21 protein-coding genes are annotated in these 23325 nt (G+C 60.5%); 14 read left to right on the plus strand and 7 right to left on the minus strand.

Annotated features, from left to right (window positions below; all coding sequences use genetic code 11):
- Positions 1–249: 249 nt before the first annotated feature.
- A complete protein-coding gene (locus tag AB1462_RS30700; protein ID WP_003213894.1) occupies positions 250–1626 on the minus strand; it encodes a glutamine synthetase family protein in 1377 nt (458 codons plus the stop codon).
- Positions 1627–2223: 597 nt separating this feature from the next.
- Here AB1462_RS30700 and AB1462_RS30705 point away from each other — a divergent pair.
- The 7 genes from AB1462_RS30705 to AB1462_RS30735 all read left to right on the plus strand — a co-directional run bounded on the left by AB1462_RS30705 (position 2224) and on the right by AB1462_RS30735 (position 10592).
- Positions 2224–3582 (plus strand): glutamine synthetase family protein, encoded by a 1359-nt coding sequence (locus tag AB1462_RS30705; protein WP_003176780.1) that lies wholly within the window; start codon positions 2224–2226, stop codon positions 3580–3582.
- A gap of 58 nt (positions 3583–3640) precedes the next feature.
- Positions 3641–5005 (plus strand): aspartate aminotransferase family protein, encoded by a 1365-nt coding sequence (locus tag AB1462_RS30710; protein ID WP_090401586.1) that lies wholly within the window; start codon positions 3641–3643, stop codon positions 5003–5005.
- A gap of 181 nt (positions 5006–5186) precedes the next feature.
- Complete coding sequence (locus AB1462_RS30715; RefSeq protein ID WP_090409851.1) at positions 5187–6281, plus strand: polyamine ABC transporter substrate-binding protein; 1095 nt, start codon at positions 5187–5189, stop codon at positions 6279–6281.
- Positions 6282–6490: 209 nt separating this feature from the next.
- On the plus strand, positions 6491–7585 hold the full coding sequence (locus tag AB1462_RS30720) for a polyamine ABC transporter substrate-binding protein (protein WP_090401587.1): 1095 nt from the start codon (positions 6491–6493) through the stop codon (positions 7583–7585).
- A 66-nt stretch (positions 7586–7651) separates the two neighbouring features.
- Positions 7652–8794 (plus strand): ABC transporter ATP-binding protein, encoded by a 1143-nt coding sequence (locus AB1462_RS30725; protein ID WP_367248868.1) that lies wholly within the window; start codon positions 7652–7654, stop codon positions 8792–8794.
- On the plus strand, positions 8791–9711 hold the full coding sequence (locus AB1462_RS30730; RefSeq protein WP_053127871.1) for an ABC transporter permease subunit: 921 nt from the start codon (positions 8791–8793) through the stop codon (positions 9709–9711). The genes AB1462_RS30725 and AB1462_RS30730 overlap by 4 nt, the downstream gene beginning before the upstream one ends.
- Complete coding sequence (locus AB1462_RS30735) at positions 9708–10592, plus strand: ABC transporter permease subunit (protein ID WP_015886412.1); 885 nt, start codon at positions 9708–9710, stop codon at positions 10590–10592. The genes AB1462_RS30730 and AB1462_RS30735 overlap by 4 nt, the downstream gene beginning before the upstream one ends.
- A 52-nt stretch (positions 10593–10644) precedes the next feature.
- On the opposite strand, the gene AB1462_RS30740 is transcribed toward AB1462_RS30735, so the two are convergent.
- Positions 10645–11286 carry an HD domain-containing protein gene (locus AB1462_RS30740; protein WP_053127875.1) on the minus strand — a complete coding sequence of 214 codons (642 nt, stop codon included), beginning with the start codon at positions 11284–11286 and terminating at the stop codon, positions 10645–10647.
- Between the two features lie 211 nt (positions 11287–11497).
- On the opposite strand from AB1462_RS30740, the gene AB1462_RS30745 reads away from it, so the two are divergent.
- Positions 11498–12463: a GlxA family transcriptional regulator gene (locus AB1462_RS30745; protein ID WP_090401589.1), complete on the plus strand. Its 966-nt coding sequence runs from the start codon at positions 11498–11500 to the stop codon at positions 12461–12463.
- On the opposite strand, the gene AB1462_RS30750 is transcribed toward AB1462_RS30745, so the two are convergent.
- Positions 12441–14849 (minus strand): penicillin acylase family protein, encoded by a 2409-nt coding sequence (locus AB1462_RS30750; protein WP_367248871.1) that lies wholly within the window; start codon positions 14847–14849, stop codon positions 12441–12443. The two genes, AB1462_RS30745 and AB1462_RS30750, sit on opposite strands and share 23 nt — an antisense overlap.
- Before the next feature lie 34 nt (positions 14850–14883).
- The gene (locus AB1462_RS30755; RefSeq protein ID WP_367248873.1) at positions 14884–15456 is read right to left on the minus strand and encodes a DUF6436 domain-containing protein; all 573 of its coding nucleotides are present in this window, start codon (positions 15454–15456) and stop codon (positions 14884–14886) included.
- Positions 15457–15555: 99 nt separating this feature from the next.
- Between AB1462_RS30755 and AB1462_RS30760 the strand changes: the two genes are divergently transcribed.
- Positions 15556–16497 carry an alpha/beta hydrolase gene (locus AB1462_RS30760; RefSeq protein WP_259191733.1) on the plus strand — a complete coding sequence of 314 codons (942 nt, stop codon included), beginning with the start codon at positions 15556–15558 and terminating at the stop codon, positions 16495–16497.
- A gap of 63 nt (positions 16498–16560) precedes the next feature.
- Here the strand turns inward: AB1462_RS30760 and AB1462_RS30765 are convergent, their stop codons facing one another.
- Positions 16561–17313, minus strand: a complete 753-nt coding sequence (locus tag AB1462_RS30765) for a DUF2059 domain-containing protein (RefSeq protein WP_027608412.1) — start codon at positions 17311–17313, stop codon at positions 16561–16563.
- 131 nt (positions 17314–17444) lie between these two features.
- On the opposite strand from AB1462_RS30765, the gene AB1462_RS30770 reads away from it, so the two are divergent.
- Positions 17445–18077, plus strand: a complete 633-nt coding sequence (locus AB1462_RS30770) for a 2OG-Fe(II) oxygenase (RefSeq protein WP_090401594.1) — start codon at positions 17445–17447, stop codon at positions 18075–18077.
- Positions 18078–18079: 2 nt separating this feature from the next.
- A complete protein-coding gene (locus AB1462_RS30775; RefSeq protein ID WP_259191735.1) occupies positions 18080–18562 on the plus strand; it encodes a DUF523 domain-containing protein in 483 nt (160 codons plus the stop codon).
- On the opposite strand, the gene AB1462_RS30780 is transcribed toward AB1462_RS30775, so the two are convergent.
- Complete coding sequence (locus AB1462_RS30780; RefSeq protein WP_090401596.1) at positions 18513–19037, minus strand: transporter substrate-binding domain-containing protein; 525 nt, start codon at positions 19035–19037, stop codon at positions 18513–18515. The two genes, AB1462_RS30775 and AB1462_RS30780, sit on opposite strands and share 50 nt — an antisense overlap.
- A gap of 134 nt (positions 19038–19171) precedes the next feature.
- Here AB1462_RS30780 and AB1462_RS30785 point away from each other — a divergent pair, with 134 nt between their 5' ends.
- Positions 19172–19612 carry a DUF4399 domain-containing protein gene (locus AB1462_RS30785; protein WP_259191736.1) on the plus strand — a complete coding sequence of 147 codons (441 nt, stop codon included), beginning with the start codon at positions 19172–19174 and terminating at the stop codon, positions 19610–19612.
- A 103-nt stretch (positions 19613–19715) separates the two neighbouring features.
- Here the strand turns inward: AB1462_RS30785 and serA are convergent, their stop codons facing one another.
- Positions 19716–20945, minus strand: coding sequence for a phosphoglycerate dehydrogenase (gene serA / locus AB1462_RS30790; protein ID WP_367248875.1), 1230 nt, complete (start codon positions 20943–20945; stop codon positions 19716–19718).
- 204 nt (positions 20946–21149) lie between these two features.
- Here serA and AB1462_RS30795 point away from each other — a divergent pair, with 204 nt between their 5' ends.
- Positions 21150–22544, plus strand: coding sequence for an FAD-binding oxidoreductase (locus tag AB1462_RS30795; protein WP_053127893.1), 1395 nt, complete (start codon positions 21150–21152; stop codon positions 22542–22544).
- Between the two features lie 22 nt (positions 22545–22566).
- The gene (locus AB1462_RS30800; protein WP_090401599.1) at positions 22567–23232 is read left to right on the plus strand and encodes a fumarylacetoacetate hydrolase family protein; all 666 of its coding nucleotides are present in this window, start codon (positions 22567–22569) and stop codon (positions 23230–23232) included.
- Positions 23233–23325 lie beyond the last annotated feature (93 nt).

The following is a 23325-nucleotide window of genomic DNA, read 5'->3' on the forward strand; positions in this document are numbered from 1 at the left end:
CCGCGTAGGGCTGCGTAGCAGCCCCAATAAGGAAGAACGCGGTGTATCAGACACTCTGTGGAGGCTGGTTTTGGGGCTGCTTCGCAGCCCTACGCGGGACAAGCCCGCTCGCCACAGGGGAACTCGCCAGTCTCTGAAAATTGTGTAGATACCCATGCCCCGATAAGGCCGAATCGGTCTCCCGGAACAAACCCATAAAAAAACGCCACAGACCAACAGCCTGCGGCGTTTTTTCAATGCAGCAACCGCTTACACGGTATGCAGGTACCAGTTGTACTCAAGGTCGGAGATGGAGTGTTCGAACTCTTCCAGCTCACTTTCCTTACAGGCGACGAAGATATCGATGTATTTAGGATCGATGTACTTGGCCATCACCTCGCTGTCGTCCAACTCGCGCAGGGCATCGCGCAGGTTGTTCGGCAGGCTCTGTTCGTTTTGCTCGTAGCTGTTGCCTTCCACGGGTGCGCCCGGTTCGATCTTGTTGGTCAGGCCGTGGTGCACGCCTGCCAGGACCGAAGCCATCAGCAGGTAAGGGTTGGCATCGGCGCCGGCGACACGGTGTTCGATCCGTACGGCGTCGGACGAGCCGGTCGGTACGCGAATCGCCACGGTGCGGTTGTCCAGGCCCCAGCACGGCGAGTTCGGCACGTAGAACTGTGCGCCGAAACGACGGTAGGAGTTGACGTTAGGGCACAGGAACGCCATTTGGGCGGGTAGGGTCTCGAGCACACCGCCGATCGCGTGACGCAATGCGGCGTTCTGCTCGGGATCCTCGCTGGCAAAGATGTTCTTGCCGTCCTTGTCCAGGATCGAGATATGTACGTGCAAACCGTTGCCTGCCTGGCCTGGGTAAGGCTTGGCCATGAAGGTGGTGTCCATCTCATGGTCGTAGGCGATGTTCTTGATCAGGCGCTTGAGCAGTACCGCGTAGTCGCAGGCCTTGATCGGGTCGGCCACGTGGTGCAGGTTCACTTCGAACTGCGCCGGGGCACTTTCCTTGACGATGGCGTCGGCCGGGATGCCTTGCTCTTTGGCCCCTTCCAGGATGTCCTGGAGGCAGTCGACGTATTCGTCGAGGTCGTCGATCAGGTAGACCTGTGTCGAGTGCGGGCGTTTGCCGGAGATCGGCGAGCGGGGCGGTTGCGGGCGGCCGTTCACGTTCTCCTGGTCGATCAGGTAGAACTCAAGCTCGAAGGCGGCGCAGATGGTCAGACCGAGGTCGTCAAACTTGCTGACAACCTGGCGGAGCACTTCGCGCGGATCGGCGAAGAACGGTTCACCTTCAAGTTCGTGCATGGTCATCAGCAGTTGCGCGGTAGGGCGCTTTTGCCAGGGTTCATTGCACAGGGTGTCGGGGATCGGATAACAGATTCGGTCAGCATCACCGATGTCCAGGCCCAGGCCGGTGCTTTCCACCGTTGAGCCGTTGATATCCAGGGCAAATAAAGAGGCAGGCAGGTTAATGCCCTTCTCGTAAACCTTGTGGAGGCTGGTGCGTTCGATGCGCTTACCGCGCACCACACCATTCATATCCGCAATTAGAAGGTCTACGTACAGAACCTCAGGATGATCCTTAAGGAACGCGTTCGCTTCGTTAAGCTGAACGGCACGCGGGGGTACCGACATGATGCAACACCTTTGTTGTTAAAAATATCAATCATTGATCTTTTCTGGTTTCAGTCAACCCGAACGGCATGCCGAAGTCAAGCGAGGCCTTTTTTGCCCTAAAAAAGCGCCGTGACGGCATATTTGGGGCTTTTTGGGGCGGTTTTTCCGGTTTGACGGGCTTGGGACTCGCAGGCTTGAGCGGGCCGTGTTGTATTTTTTACGGGGGTGTTGTGTAAAAAAATGAACAAGGCTAAGCTCGATTCAAACCCATAACAGCAATAATACCGGGGTGCTTCATGTATCGCCTGCCGCCACTCGGCGTCTCAGCCTGCTCCAGCCAGGCTTTGTCCGCAGTCCGTTCGTCTCGCGTGAATGCCCACGCACCGGCCAATATTCTTGACGGCCCGTCCGCTTTCTCTTTTGCCTCCTCGACGGTCACTGACCGGCTCCCCTCTGCGCGGCCGCTCATGATTCTGCACGACTTTGGCTTGAGGAATGCAACGCTGCAGCAAATGGCAGGTAAGCTCCTACCCTGAACGAAAAAACGACGCGGATGCTGCGTCAACCAACGCCTGGCCTTTAATGGATGCCAGGAAACCCAGCCCAGAGGCATTTATGAGTAACAACCTCGACCAGCTCACCGATTGGTTGAAAGACCACAAGATCACAGAAGTCGAATGCATGATTGGCGACCTGACCGGTATCACCCGGGGCAAGATCTCGCCGACCAACAAGTTCATCGCCGAAAAAGGCATGCGCCTGCCCGAGAGCGTTCTGTTGCAGACCGTGACCGGCGACTATGTCGAAGACGACATCTATTACGAATTGCTCGACCCGGCCGACATCGACATGATCTGCCGCCCCGACCAGAACGCGGTATTCCTGGTGCCTTGGGCCATCGAGCCGACCGCCCAGGTGATCCACGACACCTACGACAAGCAAGGCAACCCGATCGAGCTGTCGCCGCGCAACGTGCTCAAGAAAGTCCTCAAGCTCTACGCCGACAAAGGCTGGCAGCCCATCGTGGCGCCGGAGATGGAGTTCTACCTGACCAAGCGCTGCGAAGACCCGGACTTCCCGCTGCAACCGCCGATCGGTCGGTCCGGGCGTCCGGAGACCGGCCGCCAGTCCTTCTCTATAGAAGCCGCCAACGAGTTCGACCCGTTGTTCGAAGACGTCTACGACTGGTGCGAGCTGCAGGAGCTGGACCTCGATACCCTGATCCACGAAGACGGCACGGCGCAGATGGAAATCAACTTCCGTCACGGTGATGCCTTGTCCCTGGCCGACCAGATCCTGGTGTTCAAGCGCACCATGCGTGAAGCCGCGCTCAAGCACGACGTGGCGGCCACCTTCATGGCCAAGCCGATGACCGGCGAGCCCGGCAGCGCGATGCACTTGCACCAGAGCATCATCGACATCGCCACCGGTAAGAACGTCTTCTCCAATGAAGACGGGACCATGAGCCAGCTGTTCCTCAACCACATTGGCGGCCTGCAGAAGTTCATCCCTGAATTGCTGCCGCTGTTTGCCCCCAACGTGAACTCGTTCCGCCGCTTCCTGCCCGACACCTCGGCGCCGGTGAACGTGGAGTGGGGTGAAGAGAACCGTACTGTCGGCCTGCGCGTACCGGATGCCGGCCCGCAGAACCGTCGCGTCGAAAACCGCCTGCCGGGCGCCGACGCCAACCCGTACCTGGCGATTGCCGCCAGCCTGCTGTGTGGCTACATCGGCATGGTCGAAGGCCATAACCCGAGTGCCCCGGTGGTGGGGCGTGGTTACGAGCGACGTAACCTGCGCCTGCCGTTGACCATCGAAGACGCCCTGGAACGCATGGAAAACAGCAAGACCATCGAGAAATACCTGGGTCAGAAATTCATCACAGGCTACGTCGCGGTCAAGCGGGCCGAGCATGAAAACTTCAAGCGCGTGATCAGTTCGTGGGAGCGGGAATTCCTGCTCTTCGCCGTCTGATGCGCCGGGCGCGCCCTTCACACGGCGCGCCCTTCACTGAAAAGTCTAGGAGATCGGTATGTCCAGCAACAACCCGCAAACCCGTGAATGGCAAGCCTTGAGCAGTGATCACCACCTGGCGCCGTTCAGCGACTTCAAGCAATTGAAAGAGAAAGGCCCCCGGATCATTACCAAAGCCCACGGCGTTTACCTGTGGGACAGCGAAGGCAACAAGATCCTCGACGGCATGGCCGGCCTGTGGTGCGTGGCGATCGGTTACGGTCGCGATGAACTGGCCGACGCCGCCGCCAAGCAGATGAAACAACTGCCGTACTACAACCTGTTCTTCCAGACCGCTCACCCACCGGTACTGGAGTTGGCCAAGGCGATTTCCGATATCGCACCTGCCGGCATGAACCACGTGTTCTTCACCGGGTCCGGCTCCGAAGGCAACGACACCATGTTGCGTATGGTCCGCCACTATTGGGCGATCAAGGGCCAGCCGAACAAGAAAACCATCATCAGCCGCAAGAATGGCTACCACGGCTCCACCGTGGCCGGCGCGAGCCTGGGCGGCATGACCTATATGCACGAACAGGGCGACTTGCCGATCCCGGGCATCGTCCACATTGCCCAGCCTTATTGGTTCGGCGAAGGCGGCGACATGAGCCCCGAAGAGTTCGGGATCTGGGCCGCCAACCAACTGGAAGAGAAGATCCTGGAACTGGGCGTGGACAACGTCGGTGCCTTTATTGCCGAGCCGATCCAGGGCGCCGGTGGCGTGATCGTACCGCCAGACAGCTACTGGCCGCGCATCAAGGAAATCCTCGCCAAGTACGACATCCTGTTTGTTGCCGACGAAGTGATTTGCGGTTTCGGCCGTACCGGTGAGTGGTTCGGTAGCGATTTCTACGACCTCAAGCCCCACATGATGACCATCGCCAAGGGCCTGACCTCCGGCTACATCCCCATGGGCGGCCTGATCGTGCGCGACGACGTGGTGGCCGTGCTCAACGAGGGCGGTGATTTCAACCACGGCTTCACCTACTCCGGTCACCCGGTGGCGGCGGCAGTGGCCCTGGAAAACATCCGCATCATGCGCGATGAAAAAATCGTTAACCGCGTCCACGACGAAACGGCACCGTATTTGCAGAAACGTCTGAGGGAGCTGGCGGATCATCCGTTGGTGGGTGAAGTGCGCGGTGTCGGCATGCTCGGTGCAATTGAGCTGGTTCAGGACAAGGCGACGCGCAAGCGTTACGAGGGCCGGGGCGTAGGCATGATCTGCCGAACCTTCTGCTTCGAGAATGGCCTGATCATGCGCGCCGTGGGCGACACCATGATCATTTCGCCGCCTCTGGTGATCAGCAAGGCTGAAATCGACGAGTTGGTGACCAAGGCTCGTCATTGCCTGGACCTGACTTTGGCGGCATTGCAGGGCTAAGTGCTAGGCTCAGTGCGCAGCGCACCGGGCAGTTATAAATGTAGGGGCTTTGGTTGAAAGCCGGCCCCTGAACTTGCCAGACTGTCGCCCTGTTTTGTTGCCCTCTGGAAGGGTCGCTGAACATAAAAGAACGTGGCCCAAAAAAGAAAAATTGGAGCATCACCAAATGAAGGCATTAGGTTTGAAGAACGCTGGCAAGACCCTCCTCGCCTTGTCCCTGATGGGCGCAATGGCGGGCGCGGCCCAGGCAGACGATAAAGTGCTGCACGTCTACAATTGGTCCGACTACATTGCACCGGACACCATCGCCAACTTTGAAAAAGAGTCGGGCATTAAAGTGGTGTACGACGTTTTTGACAGCAACGAGACACTCGAAGCCAAGTTGCTGGCAGGCAAGTCCGGTTACGACATCGTCGTACCGTCGAACAACTTCCTCGCCAAGCAGATCAAGGCTGGTGTCTACCAAGAGCTGGACAAGTCCAAACTGTCCAACTACGGCAACCTGAACACCTCCCTGCTTAAAGCCGTGTCGGTCAGCGACCCGGATAACAAGCACGCTTTCCCGTACATGTGGGGTTCGATCGGCATCGGCTACAACCCGGAGAAGGTCAAGGCCGCGCTGGGCGTGGACAAGATCGATTCGTGGGACATGCTGCTCAAGCCGGAAAACATCGCCAAGCTCAAAAGCTGCGGCGTGAGCTTCCTCGATTCGCCGACCGAAATGCTGCCGATCGCGCTGCATTACCTGGGCCTGCCAACCGACAGCCAGAAGAAGGCCGACCTCAAGCAGGCCGAAGACCTGTTCCTGAAAATCCGTCCTTCGATTGGTTACTTCCACTCGTCCAAGTACATCTCCGACCTGGCCAACGGCAACATCTGCGTAGCCGTGGGTTACTCGGGTGACATCCAGCAGGCCAAATCCCGCGCGGCTGAAGCCGGTGGCAAGGTCAAGGTGGCCTACGACATTCCGAAAGAAGGTGCGGGCAGCTTCTTCGACATGGTCGCCATCCCTAAAGATGCCGAAAACGTCGACGCCGCTTATAAGTTCATGAACTACCTGCTCAAGCCGGAAGTCATGGCTTCGATCACCAACAGCGTGCGTTTCCCGAACGGTAACGAGAAGGCCACCGCACTGGTCGACAAAGACATCACCAGCGACCCGGGCATCTACCCGCCAGCCGATGTGCAAGCCAAGCTCTACGCCATTGCAGACTTGCCGGCTGCCACCCAGCGTGAAATGACGCGCAGCTGGACCAAGATCAAGTCCGGCAAGTAAGCCTTAGAACCTGTGGGAGGGGGCTTGCCCCCGATGGCGTTGTATCAGAAACACATTTGCAAGCTGACACGCCGCCATCGGGGGCAAGCCCCCTCCCACACATTAAATGTCAGAAAGTTTTGCCGGATCGGTTTATCGAGGGTAAGTTGCGCGCCGGTTTTGTTGCCGGGCAACAACTTTAAGGCCCAACTATTTAAGAGGACCTCCACTTGCCAATTTCTTTATTTCGCCAAGCCTTGCTGGTAGGTGCAGGTATCACGCTGGCTCTCAGCGTGCAGGCCGCACCGACCGTGCATATTTATAACTGGTCGGATTACATCGGCTCCGACACCCTGGCCAACTTCGAAAAGGCCACCGGCATCAAACCCGTGTATGACGTGTTTGATTCCAACGAAACCCTCGAAGGCAAGTTACTGGCCGGGCGTACCGGCTATGACGTGGTGGTGCCGTCCAACCACTTCCTCGGCAAGCAGATCAAGGCCGGGGCGTTCCAGAAGCTCGATAAGTCGCTGCTGACTAATTACGCCAACCTGGACCCTGCGTTGCTCAAGCGCCTGGAGAAGAATGACCCGGGCAATCAGTACGCCGTGCCGTACCTGTGGGGTACCAATGGCATCGGTTACAACGTCGACAAAGTGAAGGAAGTGCTGGGTGTCGACAAGATCGACTCCTGGGCCGTGTTGTTCGAACCGGAAAACATGAAGAAGCTGGCCACCTGCGGTGTGTCCTTCATGGATTCGGCGGATGAAATGCTGCCGGCAGTACTCAACTACATGGGTCTGAACCCCAACAGCACCGACCCTGAAGACTACAAGAAGGCCGAAGAAAAGCTGCTCAAAGTGCGGCCCTACGTGACCTACTTCCATTCTTCCAAATACATCTCGGACCTGGCCAACGGCAACATCTGCGTGGCTGCCGGGTTCTCCGGCGATGTGTTCCAGGCCAAGGCTCGCGCAAGCGAAGCGGGCAAAGGCGTGAATATCGCCTACGCAATTCCGAAAGAAGGCGGCAACCTGTGGTTTGACGTGCTGGCGATCCCCAAGGATGCCACCAACGTCAAGGAAGCCCACGCCTTCATCAACTATTTACTGAAACCTGAGGTGATCGCCCAGGTCAGTGACACCGTCGGCTATGCCAACCCTAACCCAGGGGCGGACAAGCTGATGGAGCAATCGATACGCACCGACGAAGCGGTTTACCCACCGCAGGCGGTTCTCGACAGGACATTCGTCAACTTCGAGCTACCCCCGAAAGTGCAGCGTTTAATGACCCGTAGCTGGACCAAGGTCAAGACGGGCAAGTAAGGCTCACACTATCCTGGGTTCGCCCGCCTCGGGCGAACTGCACTCTTTTTTTTGGGAGTTTCGTAAATGGCAGTTGCCTCCGGCGCCTATAAGAAAGCCCTCGAGGGCGACCAGACACCGAAAAAGGTGCTGGTCAAAATCGACCGGGTCACGAAGAAGTTCGACGAGACGATTGCCGTGGACGATGTGTCCCTGGAAATCAAGAAAGGCGAGATCTTCGCCTTGCTCGGCGGTTCGGGTTCGGGCAAGTCCACCCTGCTGCGCATGCTCGCAGGTTTCGAGCGCCCGACTGAAGGTCGGATTTACCTCGACGGTGTGGACATCACCGATATGCCGCCCTACGAGCGGCCGATCAACATGATGTTCCAGTCCTACGCCTTGTTCCCACACATGACCGTGGCGCAGAACATCGCATTCGGCCTGCAACAGGACAAGATCCCCAAGGCCGAGGTCGATGCCCGCGTGGCCGAAATGCTCAAGCTGGTACAGATGAGCCAGTACGCCAAGCGCAAGCCGCACCAGTTGTCCGGTGGCCAGCGTCAGCGTGTGGCGTTGGCCCGCTCCCTGTCCAAGCGCCCGAAACTGCTGCTGCTCGATGAGCCGATGGGCGCCCTCGATAAAAAGCTGCGCTCGCAGATGCAACTCGAACTGGTAGAGATCATCGAGCGCGTCGGCGTGACCTGCGTGATGGTGACGCACGACCAGGAAGAGGCCATGACCATGGCCGAGCGCATCGCGATCATGCACCTGGGCTGGATCGCCCAGATCGGCAGCCCGATCGACATCTACGAGACACCGACCAGCCGCCTGGTGTGCGAATTCATCGGTAACGTCAACATTTTCGATACCCAGGTGGTGGATGACGCCGAAGGCCACGCGGTGCTCAAGTGCCCGGACCTGGACCGTGACATCTACGTCGGCTACGGCATCGCCACCTCGGTGGAAGACAAGTCGGTGACCTACGCCATCCGCCCGGAAAAACTGCTGGTCACCACCGAAATGCCGACCTGCGAGCACAACTGGTCCAGCGGCAAGGTGCACGACATCGCCTACCTGGGCGGCCATTCGGTGTTCTACGTCGAGCTGCCGAGCGGCAAGCTGGTGCAGTCCTTCGTGGCCAACGCCGAACGCCGTGGCCAGCGCCCAACCTGGGGTGACCAGGTGTACGTGTGGTGGGAAGACGACAGCGGCGTGGTACTGCGCACATGAACATAAAGAAGCTCAAGCGGCGCTTGCACCGCATCGTCCCCAGTGGCAAGCAGGTGGTCATCGGGATCCCGTTCCTGTGGCTGTTCCTGTTTTTCGCCTTGCCGTTTTTCATTGTCCTGAAAATCAGCTTCGCCGAAGCCGACGTGGCGATTCCGCCGTACACCGAGATCTACACCTACGTTGAGCAGAAACTGCAGGTGGTGCTGAACCTGGCCAACTACAGTTTGCTGGCAGGTGATGAGCTGTACATCGCGGCGTACCTGGGCTCGCTGAAGATGGCGTTTTTCAGCACGCTGCTGTGCCTGCTGATCGGCTATCCGATGGCCTATGCCATTGCCACCGCGCGCAAAGAGATGCAGACCGTGCTGGTGCTGCTGATCATGATGCCGACCTGGACCGCAATCCTGATCCGCGTGTATGCGTGGATGGGCATCCTCAGCAACAACGGGTTGCTCAATGGCTTCCTGATGTCCATGGGGCTGATCAACGAGCCGCTGCAGATCCTCAACACCAACATTGCGGTGTATATCGGCGTGGTCTATTCGTACCTGCCGTTTATGATCCTGCCGCTGTACGCCAACCTGGTGAAGCATGACCAGAGCCTGTTGGAAGCCGCCTCGGACCTGGGTTCGAGCACCTTCAACAGCTTCTGGAAAATCACCGTGCCGCTGTCCAAGAACGGCATCATCGCCGGCTGCATGCTGGTGTTTATCCCGGTGGTGGGCGAGTTCGTGATCCCGGAACTGCTCGGCGGCCCGGAAACCCTGATGATCGGTAAAGTGTTGTGGCAAGAGTTCTTCAACAACCGTGACTGGCCGGTGGCGTCTGCCCTGGCGGTAGTGATGCTGGCGATCCTGATCGTGCCGATCATTCTGTTTAACCGCAGCCAAGCCAAAGAGATGGAGGGCAAGATATGAAGCGCGTCAGTTTCTCAAGCTTCATGCTGGTGGCGGGGTTGTTGTTCATCTACCTGCCGATGCTGATCCTGGTGATCTACTCGTTCAACGAATCCAAGCTGGTAACGGTGTGGGGCGGGTGGTCGATCAAGTGGTACGTGGGCCTGCTGGACAACACCCAGTTGATGGGCTCGGTGGCCCGGTCCCTGGAAATCGCCTGCTACACGGCGGTGGCCGCCGTGGCGCTGGGTACGTTGGCGGCGTTTGTGCTGACGCGCATCAGCCAGTTCAAGGGCCGCACGCTGTTCGGCGGCCTGGTGACCGCGCCGTTGGTGATGCCGGAAGTGATCACCGGTCTGTCGCTGTTGCTGCTGTTCGTGGCCATGGCGCAGATGATCGGCTGGCCCCAGGAGCGTGGCATCGTCACCATCTGGATCGCCCACACCACGTTCTGTGCGGCGTATGTGGCGGTGGTGGTATCGGCGCGCCTGCGTGAGCTGGACCTGTCGATCGAAGAAGCGGCGATGGACCTGGGGGCGCGGCCGTGGAAGGTGTTCTTCCTGATCACCATCCCGATGATCGCGCCGTCGTTGGCGGCGGGCGGCATGATGTCGTTCGCACTGTCCCTGGATGACCTGGTACTGGCCAGCTTCGTCTCGGGGCCGGGTTCGACGACGTTGCCGATGGAAGTGTTCTCGGCGGTGCGCCTGGGGGTTAAACCCGAGATCAACGCCGTGGCCAGCCTGATTCTGCTGGCGGTGTCGCTGGTGACGTTCCTGGTGTGGTTCTTCAGCCGGCGTGCCGAAGAGATGCGCAAGAAGGCCATCCAGCAAGCCATCGAAGAAGCCGCGGCGGACGGCTGGCAGCAGCCGGACAAACGTCGGGCTCCAGCGCCGGTCTAAAGGTGTGGGAGGGGGCAAGCCCCCTCCCACATTTGATTGCATTTCAAGTCAACTACGCCAACCACGGCGACTTGCGAATCACCTCGACAAAATTCATCGGCTTGAACCCCGGCTCCTGATCCACCAGCACATCGGTCTTCACGTTGCCAAACGTGGTCTGCGGGCGATGGCGCAAGCCGTCGGCAAACGCGCAAATGATGCACTCCTTGAACCCTTCACCGCGTGGATGCGCATGCACCACGGCTTCGCGCTGCACGCTGCTGAACGCGGCGTAGTCCATGCCCAGCACGTCCATTTCGACGCCGGCTGTCACCAGTGCCACGGTCGGGCGCAGGTGCTGCGGCACGCCTGGCGTGGTGTGCAGGGCGATGGACAGCCACACCTGTTCGATATCGTCGTCGCTCAGCCCGTAAGGCTTGAGGAAGGCCGCGGCGGCGTTGGCACCGTCCACTTCGAAGCGCTCGTCGTCACTGCGATGGCCTTCCACCAGGCCCAGGTCATGGAACATGGCGCCGACGTAAAGCAGCTCCGGGTTATAGGCCAACTGTTTGCGCTCACCGCTCAATGCGCCGAACAGGAACACTCGGCGGGAGTGGTGGTAGAGCAGGTCGGATTCGATGTCGCGAATGTATTCGGTGGTGGCCTTGGCCAGGGCGCTGTCCGGGATCTTGATGCCGGCGATGGTGGTGGTCATGGTGGTTCTCCTCTGGAAAGCCCCCAGTCTGATCGCGCGCACGTGAAGCGGCCATGGTGACGAGGGTGCGATCCCGGCCAATCTGCCGCCACATCGTGCCAAGGGGAAATCAGCTAGGGTATGGCGGGCGATAGCCCTCTCGAAGTCTGTGAAAATCCCAATGTGGGAGGGGGCTTGCATTTTATTCCGCTAGAAAAAGGTGTCTGTGAGCATGCACAAGACCGTCGCTATCCTGATCTTCCCCGGCGTCCAGTCACTGGATGTGACCGGCCCCATGGATGTGTTCTGCGAAGCCAACCGCTTTCTGCCGTCCCAGGATCACTACCAGATAGAGGTCATCGGGCTGGGCCACGGCACCATGGCCGCCTCCAACGGTTTGGCATTGCAGGCCCACCGGCATTACAGCGAAGCCCTGCAAGCCTATGACCTGCTGCTGGTCGCCGGCGGCCCACAGTTGCCGTTCGAGGATTTCGGCCCACAGTTCGATGATTGGCTGCGTGGCGCAACCGCCCGGGCGCAACGCTTCGGTTCTGTCTGCAACGGCGCCTTCATGCTGGCGCGCGCCGGATTGCTGGATGGCAAAACCGTCACTACCCACTGGAACGATGCTGCCGACCTGGCGCATCTGTGCCCCTCGGCCCAGGTCGAAGCAGACCGTCTCTACGTGCAGGACGGCAACCTCTACACCTCGGCAGGCGTCACGGCGGGCATCGACTTGTCGCTGTACCTGCTGGCCCAGGACCACGGCCCGGAAGTGGCGTTGAGCGTGGCCAAGCGCCTGGTGGTGTTCACCCAGCGTTCGGGCGGGCAGTCGCAGTTCAGCCCGTTCCTCACACCTCACACCGAAACCACCTCGGCAGTGGCGCTGGTGCAGTTATACGTACTGGCGAACCTGACGGGCGACCTGAGCATCGCCGACCTGGCCAGGGCCGCCAACATGAGCGCGCGCAACTTCTCCAGGGTGTTCGCCCGTGAAGCGCGGATAACGCCTGCGGAGTTTGTCGAACGAGCACGGGTGGATGCGGCGCGGGTGATGCTCGAAAGCACGCATGCGCCGCTGAAGACCGTGGCCTACCAATGCGGGTTTCGCGATGCCCAGCACATGCGCAGCGTGTTCAACCGCCGGCTGGGCGTGACGCCGCAGCAGTTCCGGCTCAACTTTGCGGCACCGGTCTAAGCCCCTTCCACAGGTTGACCGATTTCCAAGGGGTTATCGCCGGCAGCAGTTTCAGCGTGCCGCGGGTATTGGCCGTGACTTCCTCATCACTGAAATGCGCCTGCTCGTAACCCCCTTCGATATAGGTCTCGGCCTGGTCGCCATAGTGCTTGTCGAACGGCACGCCGCTTTGCCCCACCGGGTTGATGGTGAGGGCGTGGGCCACGTCGGCGAAGTCGATCAGGCGGCGTGTGGACGGGCCGTAGGTCACCGGCCACGGCGCGGGACCGATGACGGCCGACTGGTTGTTCGGCACTTCGTGGGTGCCGGGTGCCGGGAACGGGCCGACGTTGACGATCAGGTCCAAGGGCTTTTGCGAGCCCAGCGGGTGACCGTGGGTCAGGGTGTGGGCCTTGCCCCATTGCCATTGCGTTGGGTCATCGCCGAAGGTGGCCTTGAGGTGCGCGAGGCTGTTGTCCCAGGCCCGCTTGACGGTGTCGGTGCGCTTGCCGTCCCACCAGGGCGAGGCCGGGTCGGCAGCCAGGCGGGGCAGGGCGGCGTCGATCACGCGGGTCGTGAGCAGGGTCTTGAACATGGCGTCGCCCAGTTTTGGGTGGAAAGCCGCGTCGGCAAGGTTGAACAGGAACTGGTTGAACAGCGTGGCGCTGGTGGAATCCAGCGGATAGTCACCTTTCCAGCTGGCAAGCTGTTCCACCAGCTTCAACTGCGCCGGGTCCGTGACCACCTCGCTCAGCACCGGCAACAGCGGTGCAAGCAGGCGCGGGCCGAACGCGGTGGTGGTACCCAGTTGCAGGGCCTGGCTGTTGTTCACATCCCACTTCACGCTCTTGTCGCTCAACTGCGCGTTCAGCTGCTGGCCACGGTCAGCGAGGTTGTAATAGCCGGGGATTTCCATGCCGGTAGGCGACACCGGCTGGGCATTCGCCGACACCACATAGCCACGCGCCGGGTTTTCTTCCTGAGGGTTGGCGCTGAAGGGGTAGAAGCCCAGCTTGTCGGCCTGGGCGGTGCTGCCGTCGAGGATAAAGCCCGCGTGGGTGCCGGCCGGGCGCATCGGCAACTGCGCCGCCGCCCACCAGCCGATATCGCCCTTGGCATTGGCCCACACGATATTCAGCCCCGGTGCAGACACCTTGGCCGCCGCCGCGCGGGCCTTGGCCAGGGTGTCGGCGCGGTTGAGCTGGTAGAAGCCTTCGAGGATCGGGTTCTGGGTGTCGAGGAACGCCCACCACATGGCAATCGGTGTCTTGCCGCCGTTCTCGCCAAGCACGTCATTGACGATCGGGCCGTGGGGCGACTGGCGCAGGGTGAGGCTGACCGGTGCCTGGCCTTTCACGGCGATCTGTTGCTCGCTGCTGCTCATCTCGACCCACTGGCCGTGGTACCAGACCTGGTTGGTGTTGTCCGGGTTGACCTTCTCGGCGATCAGGTCGAGGTCGTCGTTCTGGAACATGGTCAGGCTCCAGCCGAAATCCAGGTTGTGCCCCAGGAACGCCATGGGTACCAGCGCGTTGTGGTAGCCATACAGCTCAAACCCGGGTGCCGACAGTTGCGCTTCGTACCACACCGATGGCACCGAGAAACGGATGTGCGGGTCACCCGCCAGCAGCGGTTTGCCGCTCTTGGTGCGACTGCCGCTGATGGCCCAGGCGTTGCTGCCCTCGAATTGCGGCAAGCCGTTGTCGGCCAACGCCTGTTCGCTCAGGGCGCCGAGGGCGCCGAGGGTTTTCCAGTCATTGTCGGCCAGGTTGAGGGCGCCCTTGGGTTGCCAGTCGAGGTCGAAGACTTTCAGGTAGTCGCTGCCCAGTTGGTCGCGCACGTAAGTCAGCAAGGGCTCGGTACGAAACGCAGCGGCAAAGCTGTAGGCCATGTACCCGGCGACGCTGATGGTGTCCTCGGCGGTAAACGCGCGCCTGGGGATGCCCAGCACGTCGAACTCCATCGGGCGGGCGTGGCTGTCCTGATATTGGTTGATCCCGTCCAGATAGGCTTGCAGGGCCTTCCAGTGCGCCGATTCATGGTCCTGCTGCGCCACATAGGTGGCGGCGCGGTCGCGAATGCGCAGGCTGCGGAACAGCTTGTCGGTCTCCAGCAGCTTCGGCCCGAGCACCTCGGCCAACTCGCCACGGGCCAGGCGCCGCATGATCTCCATCTGGAACAGGCGGTCCTGGGCATGCACGTAGCCCAGGGCGCGATACAGGTCGGTCTCGTTCTCGGCGCGAATATGCGGCACGCCACGGTCGTCGTAGCGCACGGTGACGGAGCCTTGCAGGTTGGCCAGTTCAACCGTGCCCTGGCGGGTCGGTTGCTTGCTGTAGACATACCAGCCCGCACCGAGGCCAATCAGCACCAGCAGAACCGCGAGAACCTGCAAGACGCGCTTCATGAACATTCCTTACCAAGAGTGGGGTGGCGGGCGACTAATCTTTCGACCACGAACAATAGCAGCCCACCGCCAGGGTGTGAGTGGCGTTCACGTCTCGGCCGGCTTCAAGGGCTTTCAGGATCGGCTCGATAAAACTGTTATTGGAATTACACGTCAGCCCTTCGCTGTACGGCCCGAAATACGCGAGCTTGCCGGTTCGGTCCCAGATGCCCACGGCCGGGCTGGCCGGCACCTGGTCGGCACCGGGCAGGACAGTGAGGGTTTTCATCTTGCGCAGGTTGTCGGGCAACTGGCCGTGGCTGCCGGCTTTTTGCAGGGCATAGAACTCGACGCCCTGGGGCGCGTACTGCTCGATCAACTCGCCCAGGTGTTGCTGGTTGCCGACATTGCACGGGCAAGCCGGATCCCAGAAATGCACCAGGCGGATCGGTCCGGGGCCGCTGAGTTCGGCGGGCAGGCGCAGGGAGTCGCCGGAAAATACCGCCGTGTGTTCGCTGAAGGCGCGCAGGTAGCGGCCCTGGAACCAGTCATACGCCGCCCACAGCACGCCAGCGCACATGATCAGGATCAGGCTGGTGAACAGGGCGTTACGGTAAGGCTGTCGCATTCGGATCTATCCTCGCAGGTCGCGTAGCTTGCCATGCTTGTCCTGACAGATGAATATCGCAGCTCGATATTCATCTTCGCCGCAAGTCTGGAACCCTTTATGCCTGTGACCTTTGACCCTGATCACCTTCGCGAAAGCCTGCGGCCCCTGGTGGATGCGCAACCGCTTTCAGCCGAAGCGCGGGTCTACCAGCGTTTCTATGGGCTGGACCTGAGTGCACGCAAAGTGCCGGTTGTGAGTCGGCTGGGGCGTTTCGAGGTGGATGGGTTTGAGGTGGTCGCCCAGGTGTGGTGGCCGCCCGTGCCGGTGGCGACGATGTTTATGTTCCACGGCTTCTACGACCATATGGGCCTGTATCGCCACGTGGTGGACTGGGCGCTGGACCAAGGCTTTGTGGTGATCGCCTGCGATTTGCCGGGCCATGGCTTGTCCAGCGGCGCGCGCGCCAGCATCGATGATTTTGCCGTGTACCAGGATGTGGTGCAGGCGCTGTTCGTCCAGGCCCAAGCGCTGCAATTGCCACAGCCCTGGCACTTGTTCGGGCAAAGCACCGGCGGCGCGGTGGTGGTGGACCACCTGCTCAACCAGGGGGCCGACAGCCCGGCCCAGGGCAAGACCTTCCTGCTCTCACCGCTGGTGCGGCCGCGTGCGTGGGGGTGGTCGCAGGTCAGCTATTACCTGCTGCGCCCGTTCGTCAACGGCATCGCCCGGCGTTTCAGCGAGAACACCAACGACCCGCAGTTCAAGCCGTTCCTGGAGGCCGACCCGCTTCAGCCGCGCCAACTGCCAACCGCCTGGGTGGGCGCGCTGGCGCGCTGGATCAAACGCATCGAAGCCGCCCCGCGCAGCCCACGGCGGCCGGTGATTGTGCAGGGTGAGGAAGACATGACGGTGGATTGGCAGCACAACTTGCAGGTGCTGCGGGGCAAGTTCGACCAGCCCGAAGTGTTGATGCTGCCGCGTGGCCGGCACCACCTGGCGAATGAGATTCCGGAGATTCGTGAAGAGTACTTCCGGTATTTGACAGACCATTTGAAGTAACACAATCCAAATGTGGGAGGGGAGGGGCGGTGCGACGATTCGACTTGCCCCCTCCCACATTTTCTACTGCGTCAGGCTTGAAGTGCTCTGGCCCACCGCCAGCCCGGCGCGAATCGCTGCCAGCGCCGCCTGGTAATACGCCTTACCCTCCGGCGACTCCGCAAACGTGGCGAATTCTTCCAGCTCCGGGTCGGACAAATCTCGATAGACGTACAGCAAGGTGTTATTCAGGTCATTCCCAATCTGCTGCATCAATCGTTCGCGCTGCCCATTCAACATGCCTTGGGCCTGACCCCCACCCAACAGGCCGGGGATCATCTGGCTCAAGCTGTCGGCGGCCACGCCGGCAATCGCCAGGCTGACCTCCGCACCGGCTTCTCGGGCGGGCAGGGCCTGGGCGAGGTGCCCGATGATCAGGCTGCGAGTGGCGTCGGCCTCGATGTGCGGCAGGCCTTGGGCGTTTTTTGCCAACTGGTCGCGGCGTGTGGCCAGCAACTCGGCAGCGACCACCTTGCGGCCCAGCGGCGATTGGAAAAACGCCAGGGCCGGCGCGGGGTCCGCCAGGTGCTTGCGTAGCTGGGCTTCGGCGCGCTGGTCCATGGCCTGGGCGGCAAAGCGTTTATTGCTGTTGTCCACCAGCGCCTGGTACACCGCCGGCGGCAGGCTATTGCGGTAGCGTTGCTGGGCAGCACTGAGGGCGTCATTGAAATGCGCACGTTGTTCGGCCCAGCCGGCGACCTTGTACAACTGGTCATGGCCGTCTGCCCAAGCGGGCAAAACGCAGAACATCAGCAAGGAAAAAAACAAACGACGCATATGGACTCCTGTCAGTCGGCCACTATTGTCCGTGTCGGGCGTAGGATTTGTCGAGAAGTCCTATCAGTCGCCTGACTAAAGTGTGTTGAGGCGCTCGACGGCGCTGTCGGATTCACAGGCGTATGGATACTATGCGCGCCATGCAAATACCCCTTGATCACCCCCTGCTGCAACGCATCGTTGATGACCTGGCCGAAAAAGGCTGGTCGCAGCAGAACGGCTTCCTGCCCCAGGCTCTGACCCTGGAACTGGCGGCTGAGTGCCGTAAACGTGCGGCCGAGGGTGAACTGGCGCCAGCGGCCGTGGGGCGTGGGCCCGCCCAGGAGATTCGCGAGGGCATTCGTGGTGACCGTATCCAGTGGCTGGAGGAGGGCGACGCGGCGGTCTGCGGCAGCTATATGGCGCTGATGGACAGCCTGCGCCTGGCCATGAACCGTGGCCTGTTCCTGGGTCTCGAGGATTTCGAAAGCCACTTCGCGATGTATCCGCCCGGCGCGTTTTACCTCAAGCACCTCGACCGTTTTCGTGACGATGACCGGCGCATGGTCTCGGCGGTGATCTACTTGAACGACGCCTGGCTGCCCGAGCACGGTGGCCAGTTGCGCATGTACCTCAAGGACGGCGTCGAACACGATGTGGTGCCCACCGGCGGAAGCCTGGTGGTGTTCCTGTCGGGCGAGGTGCCCCACGAGGTCATGCCTGCTACGCGCGAACGCCTGTCCCTCACCGGCTGGTTTCGCCGGCGCGGTAACGAACCGTTTTAACCATGCAAAAGATTCTGATCAGCCGCTGCCTGCTCGGCCACAAGGTGCGCTACGACGGCGGGGCCAGCGGGCCGTTCGACCAATTGGCGGCATGGCAGGCTGAAGGTCGCGTGATTGCCATCTGCCCGGAAGTGTCGGGCGGTCTGCCGACGCCCAGGCCCGCGGCCGAGATTCCAGGTGGACAGGGCATCGATGTGTGGGAAGGCCGCGCCCAAGTGTTGACTGCCGAGGGCGAAGATTTCAGCGCCGCCTTCCTCGACGGCGCCCGCCAGGCCTTGGCGTTGGTGCTGCGTCATAACCTCCGTATCGCCATCCTCAAGGCCAATAGCCCGTCCTGCGGCAACCTGCTGACCTATGACGGCACCTTCACCGGTGTAAAGGTCAGTGGCGAGGGCGTCACGGCGGCGCTGCTCAAGCGCCATGGCGTGCAGGTGTTCAGTGAGCTGGAGTTGCCTGAGGCGGCACAGGCGTTGGCGCGCCTGTAGGGGCTTCGTCCTCGAACCACTTGTGCGACAGCGCCTTTAATCGGCCATCGTCCTTCACCCGCTTCAACGCCCCGTCCAAACTCGTCTTGAAGGCCGGGTTGCCCTTCTGGAACGGGATCGCCAGTTCAGGCTTGTCGTGATAAGCCTCGCTGAAATCGAACTGATCCTTCAGCTCGGCAGTCATAGCGATATGGTTGATGGCCACATCGTATTTGCCGGTTGAGACTCCTGGCAGCATATCGGCGTCATCGGTGGTGATAAATGAGGGGCGCACGTCCATTTCTTTTGCCAGCAGTTCACCCAGCTCGACTTCAAAGCCGGTGAGTTTGTCGCCTTCCTTGAAGTTGTACGGCGGGGTGTTGGCTTCAAGGGCGATGCGCAGTTCGCCGCGATCGTTTACATCGTCGATCAGTTCGGCATGAGCCAAGGGGCTCAGAAGGGGAAGCAAAAGTAACAGGCCAGGCGAAAAGCGCATGGTCACTCCTAGAGGTTTCGAATGTGCGAGGCGCCGTTCAGCATCGCTTTGCTATGGTGTTGAGTGCCTTGGACAGCAATTTATCGCGAAGTTGTCATCCCCCTACAGATTTCACAGAAAAACTGGAGAAGCGAATGAAAGCCCTTTTGTCACGTGCAACCCTGGCCTCCCTGCTGCTGGGTGCTTCGATGTTGGCCACCGCCGCCGACGGCATCCCGCGTAGCGCGCCACCTGAAGGCGCCAAGGTATTTATCGTCTCGCCGAAAGACGGTGCCACCGTGGATAAAACCTTCACCGTCAAATTCGGCATGGAAGGCCTGAAGCTGGCCCCGGCCACTGACCAAACCGCAGGCACCGGCCACCACCACCTGCTGATCGACCAGAAAGCGCTGCCAGACGCCAGCGTACCGATCCCGGCCACCGACACCGTGATTCACTACGGCAAGGCCCAGACCGAGACCGAGCTGACCCTCACCCCAGGCAAACACACCCTGCAACTGGTGGCCGGCGACAAGCTGCACATGCAGTTCGAGCCGACGGTAGCTTCGAAAGTCATCACGGTTAATGTGAAATAAAAAAACGGGTGCCCCTGGTGGGGCACCCGTTTTTTAGCGGCAAGCTACAAGCTGCAAGTAGACGCTTTTAGCTTGCCGCTTGTAGCTGACCATTCCCGCCGTTTTAGAACAGCACGCGGCTTCGGATGGTCCCGTTGATGTGCTGCAGCTTCTCTTGCGCCAGGTCCGAGTACTCGGCGTCGACGTCGATCACCACGTAGCCGACCTTCTCGTTGGTCTGCAGGAACTGACCGGAGATGTTGATGCCGTTTTCCGCGAAGACCTTGTTGATCTCCATCATCACGCCAGGGATGTTCTGGTGGATGTGCAGCAGACGGTGCTTGCCAGGGTGAGCCGGCAGGGCCACTTCCGGGAAGTTGACGGACGAGACCGACGTACCGTTGTCGCTGTACTTGACCAGCTTCTCCGACACTTCCAGGCCGATGTTGGCCTGGGCTTCAGCGGTGGAGCCGCCGATGTGCGGGGTCAGGATCACGTTGTCCAGGCCACGCAGCGGGCTTTCGAAGATGTCGTCGTTGGAGCGTGGCTCCACCGGGAACACGTCGATTGCGGCGCCGATCAGGTGCTTGTCCTTGATCGCGTCGGCCAGGGCGTCCAGCTCGACTACGGTGCCGCGTGCAGCGTTGATCAGGATGCCGCCTTTCTTGATGGCGCGGATTTCCTTCTCGCCGATCATCCACTGGGTCTCAGCGGTTTCCGGAACGTGCAGGGTGACGATGTCGGACATGCCCAGCAGTTCGGTCAGGCTCGACACCTGGGTGGCGTTGCCCAATGGCAGCTTGGTCAGGGTGTCGTAGAAGAACACCTGCATGCCCAGGCCTTCGGCCAGTACCGACAGTTGCGTGCCGATCGAACCGTAACCGACGATACCCAGTTTCTTGCCACGGATTTCGAAGGAGTTGGCCGCGCTCTTGATCCAGCCGCCACGGTGGCAGGAAGCGTTCTTCTCAGGGATACCGCGCAGCAGCAGGATGGCCTCGGCCAGCACCAGCTCCGCTACGGAACGGGTATTGGAGTACGGGGCGTTGAACACTGCAATGCCGCGCTCGCGCGCTGCGTTGAGGTCGACCTGGTTGGTGCCGATGCAGAAACAGCCGACCGCCACGAGTTTCTTGGCGTGATCGAAGACCTCTTCGGTCAGCTGGGTGCGGGAGCGAATGCCGATAAAGTGCGCGTCGGCGATCTTTTCCTTGAGCTGGGCTTCCGGCAGAGAACTGGTGATGTACTCAATGCTGGAGTACCCGGCGGCCTTCAATACGTCGACGGCCGATGGGTGGACGCCTTCCAGAAGAAGGAACTTGATCTTGCTCTTATCGAGAGAAGTCTTGCTCATCTGCGTAAACCTGTATCCCGGAGAAAAATGGCAGGGAATCGGATCGTTAAGCTGACCCGGACGGCAGGAAAGCCGTAACCGCAGAAACGCCCTTGGGCTCTGTCCTGCGGGGGCGGTATGCTAGCATATGCGCCCCGCTAAACACCTATTCCTGCGACGTGAAGCGTTCTCAGGATGACCATGAATTGTTCGAGAGTTCTGTCGATGACCCATCCTGCCCTGATTGATGAGCTAAAGACCCTGGTTGAGCCCGGCAAAGTGCTGACCGACGCCGACTCCCTGGAGGCTTACGGCAAGGATTGGACCAAGCACTTCGCGCCCGCGCCGACCGCCATCGTGTTCCCCAAGACCACCGAGCAGGTGCAGGCCATTGTCCGTTGGGCCAATGAGCACAAGGTGGCGCTGGTGCCATCCGGTGGTCGTACCGGGTTGTCGGCTGCTGCCGTGGCGGCCAATGGCGAAGTGGTCGTCTCGTTCGACTATATGAACCAGATCCTCGACGTGAACCTTACCGACCGTACCGCCGTGTGCCAGCCGGGCGTGGTCACCAAGCAATTGCAGAACGTCGCCGAAGAAAAAGGCCTGTACTACCCGGTGGACTTCGCGTCGTCCGGTTCCAGCCAGATTGGCGGCAATATCGGCACCAATGCCGGCGGGATCAAGGTCATTCGCTACGGCATGACTCGCAATTGGGTGGCCGGCATGAAAGTCGTCACCGGCAAGGGTGATGTGCTGGAACTGAACCGCGACCTGATCAAGAACGCCACCGGCTATGACATGCGCCAACTGTTTATCGGCGCCGAAGGCACCCTGGGCTTTGTGGTCGAAGCCACCATGCGCCTAGACCGTGCGCCAAAAAACCTCACGGCGATGGTGCTCGGCACCACCGATTTCGACTCGATCATGCCGGTGCTGCACGCCTTCCAGAGCAAGCTGGACCTGACCGCCTTCGAATTCTTCTCCGACAAGGCCTTGGCCAAAGTCCTCGGTCGTGGCGATGTGCCGGCACCGTTCGAAACCGAGTGCCCGTTCTACGCGCTGCTGGAATTCGAAGCCACCACCGAAGAAGTCGCCAACCACGCCCTGGAAACCTTCGAACACTGCGTCGAGCAGGGCTGGGTGCTGGACGGCGTGATGAGCCAGAGCGAAACCCAGTTGCACAACCTGTGGAAACTGCGTGAGTACATCTCCGAGACCATTTCCCACTGGACGCCGTACAAAAACGATATTTCGGTCACTGTCTCCAAAGTACCAGCGTTCTTGAAGGAAATTGACGCGATCGTCGGCGAACACTACCCGGACTTCGAAATTGTCTGGTTCGGCCATATCGGCGACGGCAACCTGCACCTGAACATCCTCAAGCCGGAAAACCTGAGCAAGGATGAGTTCTTCGCCAAGTGCGCCACCGTGAACAAGTGGGTGTTCGAAACCGTTCAGAAGTACAACGGCTCGATCTCCGCCGAACACGGCGTGGGCATGACCAAGCGTGACTACCTGACCTACAGCCGCTCGCCGGTTGAGATCGAATACATGAAAGCAGTGAAGGCGGTGTTCGACCCGAACGGGATCATGAACCCTGGCAAGATCTTCGCTGTTTAACCGCCCCCGAAGGAGTCGTTTCATGAGCTACCAGCACAAGTATGTCGACGGCACCAACATCCACTTTCCAGTGGGTAAGGTGGTGTGTATTGGGCGTAACTACGCCGAACATGCCAAGGAACTGGACAACCCGGTGCCAACCGAGCCGTTGCTGTTCATCAAGCCAGGCAGTTGCGTAGTACCGCTGGAAGGCGGTTTCAGCATTCCGACCGAGCGCGGCTCGGTGCACTACGAGGCGGAAATCGCGGTATTGATCGGCAAACCGCTGTCGAACAAGCCCAGCCGTGAAGAAGTGCTGGACGCCATCTCCGGCTTCGCCCCGGCCCTGGACTTGACCCTGCGCGACAAGCAAGCCGAGCTGAAAGCCAAGGGCCTGCCGTGGGAAATCGCCAAGTCCTTCGACGGCGCAGCGGTGCTTGCGCCATTCGTGGTCGGCAGCACCTTCGCGGACGTGACCGACATTGGCATTCGCCTGACCATCAACGGCGAAGTGCGCCAAGACGGCAACAGCGCGATCATGCTCAACCCGATCGTGCCGATGATCCAATACATGGCCGGCTGCTTCTCGCTGCAGGCCGGCGATGTGATCCTCACCGGCACCCCCGCTGGCGTGGGCCCGTTGAATGTGGGCGATGAGCTGGTGTTGGAGCTGACAGGTGTGAACCGCTTCGAAAGCAGCGTTCGCTAAGCACCTGATGTGGGAGGGGCGGTGCGACGATTCGACTTGCCCCGATTACGCTGTATCAGTTAAGTGGATGTTGACTGACACACTGCTATCGGG

The sequence above is a fragment of the Pseudomonas sp. SB113 genome, from assembly GCF_040754745.1.
Taxonomy (GTDB): Bacteria; Pseudomonadota; Gammaproteobacteria; order Pseudomonadales; family Pseudomonadaceae; genus Aquipseudomonas; species Aquipseudomonas grimontii.